The sequence below is a fragment of the Spirochaetales bacterium genome (assembly GCA_016930085.1).
Lineage (GTDB): Bacteria > Spirochaetota > Spirochaetia > SZUA-6 > JAFGRV01 > JAFGHO01.
The window spans coordinates 1-9,690 of the sequence record JAFGHO010000077.1 but is presented as its reverse complement, the minus strand read 5'-3'; the positions used below and the strand labels follow the sequence as shown (position 1 = coordinate 9,690).

The 9,690-nt window shown below is 50.3% G+C and carries 7 protein-coding genes; 4 read left to right on the top strand and 3 right to left on the bottom strand.

The features are described from left to right. Nucleotides 1–1,989, bottom strand: a 1,989-nt coding sequence (locus JW881_13615; GenBank protein ID MBN1698547.1) for a glycoside hydrolase family 9 protein, incomplete at its 3' end; no start/stop codon positions are given. A gap of 353 nt (nucleotides 1,990–2,342) precedes the next feature. Between JW881_13615 and JW881_13610 the strand changes: the two genes are divergently transcribed. Both JW881_13610 and JW881_13605 read left to right on the top strand, forming a co-directional pair. Further along, on the top strand, nucleotides 2,343–4,145 hold the full coding sequence (locus tag JW881_13610; GenBank protein MBN1698546.1) for a discoidin domain-containing protein: 1,803 nt from the start codon (nucleotides 2,343–2,345) through the stop codon (nucleotides 4,143–4,145). Between the two features lie 312 nt (nucleotides 4,146–4,457). After that, nucleotides 4,458–5,741: a cellulase family glycosylhydrolase gene (locus JW881_13605; protein ID MBN1698545.1), complete on the top strand. Its 1,284-nt coding sequence runs from the start codon at nucleotides 4,458–4,460 to the stop codon at nucleotides 5,739–5,741. 347 nt (nucleotides 5,742–6,088) lie between these two features. Here JW881_13605 and JW881_13600 read toward each other — a convergent pair whose 3' ends face one another. Next, complete coding sequence (locus JW881_13600; GenBank protein ID MBN1698544.1) at nucleotides 6,089–6,535, bottom strand: dockerin type I repeat-containing protein; 447 nt, start codon at nucleotides 6,533–6,535, stop codon at nucleotides 6,089–6,091. 264 nt (nucleotides 6,536–6,799) lie between these two features. Here JW881_13600 and JW881_13595 point away from each other — a divergent pair, with 264 nt between their 5' ends. Continuing rightward, on the top strand, nucleotides 6,800–7,342 hold the full coding sequence (locus tag JW881_13595) for a hypothetical protein (GenBank protein ID MBN1698543.1): 543 nt from the start codon (nucleotides 6,800–6,802) through the stop codon (nucleotides 7,340–7,342). A 196-nt stretch (nucleotides 7,343–7,538) separates the two neighbouring features. On the opposite strand, the gene JW881_13590 is transcribed toward JW881_13595, so the two are convergent. Continuing rightward, complete coding sequence (locus JW881_13590) at nucleotides 7,539–8,282, bottom strand: hypothetical protein (protein ID MBN1698542.1); 744 nt, start codon at nucleotides 8,280–8,282, stop codon at nucleotides 7,539–7,541. Between the two features lie 350 nt (nucleotides 8,283–8,632). On the opposite strand from JW881_13590, the gene JW881_13585 reads away from it, so the two are divergent. Continuing rightward, nucleotides 8,633–9,217 (top strand): hypothetical protein, encoded by a 585-nt coding sequence (locus JW881_13585; protein ID MBN1698541.1) that lies wholly within the window; start codon nucleotides 8,633–8,635, stop codon nucleotides 9,215–9,217. Nucleotides 9,218–9,690: the final 473 nt, after the last annotated feature.

The following is a 9,690-nucleotide window of genomic DNA, read 5'->3' as shown; positions in this document are numbered from 1 at the left end:
GGGATTTGTCACCGTCGGGGGATTTGTCGGCGGCGAGGTGGCGGTTCCCCCCGGCGGCTCTTCACCCCAAAGAAGTTCGCCGTGGTCGTAGATGGGGATATAGGCGGTCATACCGGTAAAGGTCTTGCAGTCGTAGTCGGGATTCGTGGTGAGTTCCCGGTACGACCAGTCGTTCGAGGTCGCTCCGTCGATGGGGTGGGTGATGCGGACGATCGCCTCTTTTTCGCAGATGTCCCAGTGTCCGGGATGGATGAGGGTACCCGTCCAGTCGAGGGTGAAATAGTAGACGTCGCCGGACCACTGGGTCAGCCCCTTGAGGGAAGCCCCGTCGTCCCCGGACTGGATTTTCACCTTGACATCGCTTGCAGAATATCCGGCATCGAAGACCTCGGAAAAATCGAGGAAATAGCGCGCCGAAAGCCCGTCCCTCACCGTGGGCGGTGTGGCGGAGCGGTTGTTGACCTGGAAGAGGACGTCGCAGTCCTGCGGACCTTCCCACTGGATGAACCCGCGGACAAAATATTCGTTCAGTTCGCCTTCCGGCGGGATGAAATCTTCCGGCTGCGGCCAGTTCGCGAGGGGCTCGCCGCCGTACATCGAGTACATTTTCGCGAGCGCGCCGACAAAGGCCGCGTTGTAGTCGTCCGTGACCTCGTTTCGCGTATAGTCGGTAATATCGTCGTTATACCCGTCATCCGCGCCCGGTCCGCCGCAGAGGGCGCCGTAGAGGATATGCCGGTGGAATTTCGGTACGTCGAGCATGCTGAGCCAGGAACAATGGGTTGTCCGGTGATGCGGGTGCTGCGGCGAGTTTTCGCCGAATCCGACCACGTAGCTTCCGTTTCTGGGGTTGTCGCCGAGTGCGTAATTGATCTGGCGTTCGGCAAACTCACGGTATGCCTGTTTTTTGGACGCCGTCCCGACGCTGTCGTCGTCCGCCCAGACAAAGGCGAGAAAGGCTGCGGCAGACGCGTAGCGGAGCGATCCCCAGTTGTCGAGCCAGGCAAGCCCGCCCGGGGTGTAATTCAGGCCGCCGTTCGGCATCCACCAGTCGAGGTTGATTTCAACGACCCTGTCGTATTCCGAATCGCCGGTCACCTGGGCCAGTTTGATACATGCCCCGTAGCTGACGTCGTCCCAGCATTGGGTGTGGTGTCCGCCGAGGGTGACGATCGGTGTGTACGATGTCGCCTTGTCCAGGTATTCCTGTTCCCCGGTTTTTATGTACAGCCAGACCGCGGCCCAGGTGAGGTCGTCGTCATAGCTGCCGGACTGATAAAAGTTGGCGAGGGGGAACTTCCCCTGGTAGGTGTCGGCAAAGGTGAACAATTCGCGCGCGTGCTCGAGACATGTCGCCGCATAGGAGGGATTCGTCGGTTCGAAGATGAGCGAGGCGATCGTCAGCGCTGCGGAAACCTGCCCCGCGATGTCCGAACCCGGCGTGGAGGAGTCTACTTTGAACGACGTCCGCTCGGTGAAAATATGGACGACTTCGGGCGGTACCCAGCAGCTGTGGTCGGATTCGCCGTAACCGCAGTCATAGTAGTAGACGTTTGGTTCCGGGTGGCACTTGATGAAATAGTCGGTCGCCCACTTGATTTCATCGAGAATGACGTCGAGAAGGCCCGCCTGCTCGAAGGCCTCGCGGTATTCATAGACCGCCCACCCGAGCTGGCCCGCGGCAAACGACATGGGAAGTCCGAACTTGACATGATCGCCCGCGTCATACCAGCCGCCGGTCAGGTCGAGTCCCACGTCCTCCCCGTCGTTCATGCATGAATCCGCCCTGTAGGGGAGGATATAATCATCGGGGAGATCGCCCGAACGCTGTGCCTTGTAAAAGAGGAGGGCTTTCTGGAGGGCCTCCCCGTATTTATAATGACCGCCAGCGCGGGGTTCACCGAAAAGGCACGGTGAGGTGAGGAACAGAAACAATACACCGATTATGATGATTGCGGCAGGAAACATGGTTTTTCGCTTTAATTTCATTGCTTTTTCTCCTTTATATGGTATTTTATTTTACATAAGAGTGATTATACCCCTTACCGAAACGAGGATGGAATCAGTTTTTGTTACGTATCTTCTATAAGATTATAAGCTTATTGTCTATAAGGGAAATAGCCGAGACCATCGGGTTTCATTACATTGTTTCTAAACCGTTTTAGTAACCGAATCCATTGACATTGACCGTTATTACTTCTATCATGAATCGGTCTATCCCATTGCCGAGCGGCTTCAGCGGGGTGAGAGGATATATGCCGATATCGCCCTTGGGGCGCGGGGGTAATGGACTATTTCATTGAAGCCGGTGAGTGGTGAATTTGTGATTTAAGGAGAATACCATGAAAAGAATTATGTTATTTTTGCTTTGTATTACCGTCATTATCACCTCGTGTTTATCCGTACGGGGAGGGAAAAAGTTCACAAAGGAAGGGCGGTTGATCATTAATGGCCGGGAATTGTTTTTAAGCGGGATGAACCTCGCGTGGATCCATTTCGCAAACGATCCGGTTGATTTCGATGAAGCGCGGTTCGCGGAGGCGCTCGACGATGTCGCGCGGGCGGGGGGAAACTGTCTCCGCTTCTGGATACATACCAATGGAAGCTCGAATCCCCGATACGACGAGTTCGGCAAGGTCCTCGTCCTCAATCCGGAAGTCAATGTGAACCTCGAACGCGCCCTCGATCTGGCGTGGGACCGGGGGATTCTTATCGTCATGTGCCTCTGGTCGCATGATATGCTGACAAAAAACACGAATGTCGATCTTATCGCCAACCAGAGGATGCTGGAAATTCCCCTTTACACCGAAGCATACATCAACAAGGCCTTGATACCGATGGTAAGCGCCCTGAAGGGCCACCCGGCCATTGCCTGCTGGGAAATCATCAATGAACCCGAAGGCATGCTTTCCGGGGGCTGGACGACAAAGCGGACGGAAATGATCCATCTCCAGCGGTTTATCAACCTTACGGCGGGCGCCATCCACCGGGAAGATCCGGGCGCCCTCGTCACGACGGGATCGGGGCTGGCGATGACGGCGAATGCCGGCGGACTGATCAACTATTATTCGGACGAACGCCTCATCTCCGCAGGCGGCGACGAACTCGGTACTCTCGACTTTTATGAAGCCCACTATTATCCCAACAACGAAGACGAAATGACCTCACCGTTTCATCATCCGGCCTCGTATTGGGAGCTCGACAAACCTATCCTTATCGGCGAGTTTCCGGCCGGGGGGATAAAGGAACTGGGAAAAGGATTCAAACCCAGAACATCGCTTTCTCCGAAAGAGGCGTATCTCTACGCGTACGAAAACGGCTACGCGGGCGCACTCGGGTGGACGTGGACGGCCCATGACGGATTCGGGGGCACGGACGATGCCGCACCGGGGATGCTGGCGCTGCTCGAAAAATACAGGGAATATATCGCGGTCGACATAGGAAAGAACCGGCCCCCTTTGAGTATGAAGACGATCGATAACCTGATCGTCGATATCGGCACGGAACGATATGAGGATTACGTGAATGTCGGCGGCCTGTTCCGCGATTTCGAGGACGGAGAAAAACTCGATTATTCGATCGGAAACATCACCAATCCTGAACTCCTCGCCGCATCGATCGACGGCAACGGGAACGTCGATTTGACTTTTTTTCCGGAACAAAACGGGTTGAGTTACATCGAAATCACGGCAAAGGATTCGGCCGGGGCGGTGGGGACCGCCAGTTTTATCGTTATCGTGCATGATCCCCTCCACGGGAATCTCGCCCTTTTCAAACCGGCCGTTTCCTCGTCGGACGAAGGTGAGGCCCTTGCCCCGCGGTTTCTGAACGACGGTCTCGCCGATACGCGGTGGTCGAGTTCATGGGCGGACGATCAATGGGTCTATATCGATCTTGGCCAGGTTTTTTCCGTGGGCAGAATCGTCCTGAACTGGGAAGTCGCGTTCGGTCTTGCCTACGATATACAGGTCTCGCGGGACGCGGAAAACTGGGAAACCGTCTATCATGAGGATAAAAGCGACGGAAAAATCGATGAGTTTTCAGTCGGACCGAAAGATGCGCGGTATGTCCGAATGTACGGCATCAAGCGGGCCACCCAATGGGGCTTTTCGCTCTGGGAGTTCGAAATCTATGCGGCTGAATAACCGGTAGCCGTGAACAAACCATCCCGATCGGGAACGGCGGTACACGTTCGCAGGGACGCGGCATCGTGAAACGCGGCAGGCGAAGTCGTCGCCTGCCGTCGATAGAAGAAACGACATCCGGTATACGTACCTCCTTTACGGTCGGATTGTTACTCCGGTTTCGAATGGCGAGGCTGTCTCTTTCTCTTTTTTCACGTACCAAAAAAAACTTGCATAATTTCATGTATCGTGTATAATAAACTGTCGCAGTCGAAATGATTGTGATGGTTTTCTATTTTCCAAACAAAATCAAATGAAAAATGGAGTGGTAAAATGAAAAGAAAAAGACTTGTATGGGCGGCTTTAGTATTACTATGCTGCAGCGCGGGTGTCCTCTGGGGCCAGCAAATCGGGGACGTCAACAACGACAACAGTATCAATATCGTCGATGCCCTGCTTATCGCCCAGTCCTACGTGGGACTCAATCCTTCAAATTTCAATCGGAATGTCGCAGATGTGAACAGCGACGGGTCGATTAATATCGTCGACGCGCTGCTTGTCGCTCAGTATTACGTCGGAACGGTCACCGAATGGCCGCCCGGTGGTGCGACAAATCCGCCGACACAGACGAATCCCCCCGGAAGCGGTGGAACGGTTCCCGCCCTCCACGCGGACGGCAACTGGTTGAAAGATTCGAACAACAACAATGTCCGGCTCAAAGGGGTGGCGCTGGCGGACCTTGACGCCATATACAAGGGTGACAGAAACCAGCGGGTGAATACCACAGCGATGAGTATTATCGATATCGGGTGTTCGAGCGGCTGGAATGTCGACGTTTTCCGGTTGACCGTTCATCCCGAAGTCAGCGACGAAACCGGCAGTCACGGATGGCTTCATTATTCGGCGGACGATTACTTCAACAATATCCTCGACCCCGCCGTGCAGCACTGTATCCAGAAAGGCAAATACGCGATCATCGACTGGCATTACGTCGGTGTTTCATGGGACGACGGCAACGTGGTGAGAAACACGGAGAACTTCTGGAATTACATCGCCCCCAAATATGCCGACCATCCGAATGTCATGTTCGAACTGCTGAACGAACCGGGCCAGGGAAGCTGGAGCGGCTGGAAGTCGAGGGCTCAGCAGTGGGTCAACCTCATACGTAACAATCACGGGGCGGACAATATCATCCTGATCGGCGGACCTAACTGGTCGCAGGTGACGCCCGGAAGCACGGGCGACCTTCTCTCCGGCGGTAATCTCGCATATGTCTGCCATATCTACCCGCAGCACGGCGTACCGAACTGGATAGACTGGGTCGCCAACAATGCCCCGACCTTTATGACCGAATGGGGCTATGAATCCGGCGCGCCCAATCCGGTGAACGGGACCTCGAGCTGGGCGAATCAGCTGAAGAGTATGGTCAACTCGAAACCGAATGTGAACTGGACCGCGTGGTGTTTCGATTTCGTCTACAGGTCCGTTATGTTTGACACGAATTGGGTTCTGCTGGGTAACGGGCAGACCACGAGTTCATCCCGCTTTCACGGCGGCCCGGATGATAATTCCACCAATTACATGGGTCAGTTTGTCAAGAGCTGGCTGGCAGAGTAAGGCTTGATAAAGCGGAAAAGTAACCGAGGGAGAATTCATTGTGCATTATGTCCGGAATAAAGTTTTTCGGATTGCAGGAAAAGAAAAGAAGGGGCCGTGATTGAATCAATGTCAATCCGGCCCCTTTTTCATCTCCCTTAATTTCACTTTGACAGATATTCCAATGAACTCCCGCCACAGTTTAATGGGGGGCCGGAGTCGGGGCGTCCGTGGCCCAGAGTAAAGCGGTCCCCGTCGGCATGGGCGAGGGTGCCGGTGTGTTCATTTCGGTGACTCCCTCACCCCGCACGGAAACGACGATCGGTTGATCCCGGTATGAGGAATCGATCAGGAGTGAAGCGGTGAAATCACCCGCTGTTCGGGGTCAGAACATCGACGGCGGACGAGTAGGTACCCATGTCTTCCGGTACACGGAGTCCTTCATGGACGATCCGTGCCGATGTATCGAAGGTCACGATATTTATCACATCACCGCTTTTCAGCGAGTTGACCAGGGAGGTCAAGCCGTACTTGACGATGTTGATGGTCCCGTCGGCATTCACGTCCATGACGCCAAGGTTCATTGCCTGGGTCTGTATTCCCACATAGTATTGAGCAACCAGCAGGGCGTCGACGATATTAATCGAACAGTCGTCATTCGCGTCTCCGGTCGCTTCGTGAGTCGAAGCCGCGGAAAACAGTAAAAATAACACCGCCAGTGTGCTAAAAAATATTCCTTTTTTCAGGGGCAGACTCCTTTCTTTTTTATTGTCGAAATTCATGAATATATCGCAGATACCGCCATGATTTATCATTTTTTTTATCCTTTAAAAAACCAAAAAACGCATCATATGCCATACGCGTAGAGGAAAACAGTATACAATGTATTTTTTCGGATTACAATAAAAAAATGAACGCAAGGACAATGGTTGATAGTACATTTCGTTATATGGTCTTCATCCTGCAGTAATCATACGATACTGGATTATCAATCAATAAATACATAAAAAATCAAAGCATTTTACCTTTTTTAAGCGTTATATATTGTGTTAGTATGATTCTAATTAACGGAGTATTGTATGATAAAACCTGTTATTCATGAATTCCATTTTCTTATAACGGATAAAATGAAAAAGCAACTTAAAACTGTGCAATTGTTCGGGACAGGAGGTTCGTTATCAGGAATGATTGTCGGGATTATGTCCCTAATCGATCCCTTGATTATTAAGGAGCATCTATGGGGAAATCAAAGAATGAGCCGGTATCAACCTGTCTCACGCCAACCAGATGAAAACCGGGAACATGTCCATGTTTATTTTCAGGAAGATATGTATCGAAAGATTAAGCTGCTGCATGCGGATTTGAATTGTTTCAGTATTGCTCAATTGGTACGGTGGTTATTGGAGTTGTTTTTGGCGTTGGTGGAAGAATATGGAGATAGAGTCATCGAAAAATTAAAGAAAAGATTCAAGCAATGGGATATAGAGGAGAAGAATATACAACAAACCCCTCAGAGGAAATTACGACAATTGTCTAAAATAATTCAGCATACACCGGGGAGCAATCGACTGCTTTCTATTTATACAGGCCATTATTATCCATTTTGGATACTTCGTCTTTAAAAACACCTATAAAATCCCACACCAACCACAACCGGCTTCCTCATTATATATCTATATTTATTCTGAATCCGCTTAATCCACGTAATCAGATGTTCATTTTATCTTTTTACCTGTTTGTATGAATTACTGAAAAATACCCTGCTTCATTATCCCGAATCGCCCCTATCTCACCGATGTCCAAAGAATCACCTGATGATTATCCGGCAAGATCCGCCCTCCCCGTGAATCCCCTTCCGTGTTCGTAACTCAGGCACCCGTCCGGATAATCCCCGTCGAACCAGCGATAGGTGGCAATGACTGCCGTCAGGTTTCGAAACACATTCCCGAAACGCAGCGTATAACCGAAAAGCAACCCGCCGTCGTCCGTTGTAAACAAAACGGTTCCTTCATGTGAAATCACATGGAAATTGTCCCCACCGATAACATAGTAACGATCGTGAAGTTCGACACATCGGGATAAATGGAAAGGGAGAGTGATCCTGGTTGTTTTTCCGGTTTTTTTTATTTCAATTTCGCATTTCGTGCTTTCGAATGTCATGGCGGTTGTGTCTGATTCGATCCTTGATTTGTAGCCCCCCAAGTTGCCGTAGACATCAGCCCCGTTGATCGTGCCGGGTTTTTTGACTAGAGAAGCGAGATTCGGATAAACCGGAAATTGTTCGATAAACCGGCGCAACAGAAAGATATCCTCTCTTTTTTTAATATGCTCCGGGTTGTCGAAAGAGTGTTCGACCGCATGAATGACTTCTTCGAGAACACCCGGTCCAAATCGTTCTACAATCAGATCCTGAAAGGTCCCCTTCAGAAATTCCTCATGCGTGCATGTCCCCGCCGCGTCTGTCATGCCGGTCTGGTAATGATGGCCGACCACGACGTTATTGTAGCGGACATCGACGTAATCCGTGCGTTTGCCTGTCTGTTTTTCCCAGGATGTTTTCATTTTTTCGTCATTATTGATCATTCGATACTAATGCCCGTAAATGATTAACAAAAGTATTTTATACTATAGTGTTTTTATATATGAATCAACATTATACGAATATTTATTTGAAATTATTTTTATAATGATATTTATAGAATAAACAGAGTGATTTATATATGAACTCATATAAAATTAATAATATTATATAAATACTTGACAAAAAGAATATATTTTTATATAAACATACTTAAAAATAAAAAACGAAACATTAGAATTGACGGGCGTATTTGATAAATTTTTTGCATCATTCTTTTGGGTTATATGGATAATACTTGAATAGTACCTTTGAATCTGCTATGATCCTCCTCATGAACAACAGAACACACTGGCTGTATAATTTATTGAAATCCCCCGTCTTCCTCATCGTTTTCGGTATTGTCACGGCCGCCGTTTCCGTTTTTTTCGGTATTGTTTCCTTTATGGAAATGGAGAGTTTCGGGGATGAAATCAGACCGATGTCCCTGGCCGAATTCGCCGATTCCGGAGAAAAGGCGGCCTGGGTCGTGCTTACTAATTTCGAACCGACGGACCAGGCCCTCGTAAAGCAAAGCCGCGGCCGTTACAGCTACGACATTCTCTTCAAGGACAGGGAAGCGGACCTGTATGTCATCATCACCCTTGAACTCGATCAACCGATCGAGTCACTCGACGATCCTGCCCTCTTCCCCCCGCAAAGCGGCGTCGTCAAACTCATCAACGATATCAAGTACGGCAATATCCTCCGGGACGGGATGGAGGTGCCTGACCGGGAGAAACTCTACTATCTCTGCACCTTCTGCGGGCCGGACAACAGCCGCCTGGGCGTCATTATTTCGATTGTCTTTGTCTGCGCCGGGCTGGCACTCGTCGTTCTCGCCGTGCTGATCATGAAAAAGGTGATAACGATAAAATAACCGTTTTGCCGGAGAAATGGATTTTTAAAATAAGCGTCTGACTTGTGTTGTATGATTTTCCGGTCGTTCGTTTATTATAATCCCAATACATCCCTGCCAGGTAGAATCGGGCAGTTACCTGCCCGAAACCTCCACAGACACGTACGTGTACAATTCATGCATACGGTTCCTCGAATGAGAGATTTGCTAAGTGAAAGGCAGCATTAGCATATCCTGCTTTTTGGGTTTCGTTTCTCCGGCGGCATGCGGGCAGTACTCCTGCCGACCGGGTATTCTTTTCTATACCGCCTTACCCATGTCTTAGCGGTTATTTCCAGATATGGAGACCGGGAGATCTCCCGGGTTCCTCGATGACCCTTTTATGCATTTGCCCTGCTCTCAGACTTCGGCGCGGCGGTATATCTCGCATAGCGATATACCGCTGTCGTTCCCGCAACACGAACAACGAAAACCAACGCAATCATCGAAATTTC

Excerpts from the sequence above, each read along its gene's own strand:
- JW881_13590 (MBN1698542.1), bottom strand. The coding sequence starts at position 8,282 with ATGAAAACATCCTGGGAAAAACAGACAGGCAAACGCACGGATTACGTC.
- JW881_13610 (MBN1698546.1), top strand. The coding sequence starts at position 2,343 with ATGAAAAGAATTATGTTATTTTTGCTTTGTATTACCGTCATTATCACC.
- JW881_13595 (MBN1698543.1), top strand. The coding sequence starts at position 6,800 with ATGATAAAACCTGTTATTCATGAATTCCATTTTCTTATAACGGATAAA.
- JW881_13585 (MBN1698541.1), top strand. The coding sequence starts at position 8,633 with ATGAACAACAGAACACACTGGCTGTATAATTTATTGAAATCCCCCGTC.
- JW881_13600 (MBN1698544.1), bottom strand. The coding sequence starts at position 6,535 with ATGATAAATCATGGCGGTATCTGCGATATATTCATGAATTTCGACAAT.
- JW881_13605 (MBN1698545.1), top strand. The coding sequence starts at position 4,458 with ATGAAAAGAAAAAGACTTGTATGGGCGGCTTTAGTATTACTATGCTGC.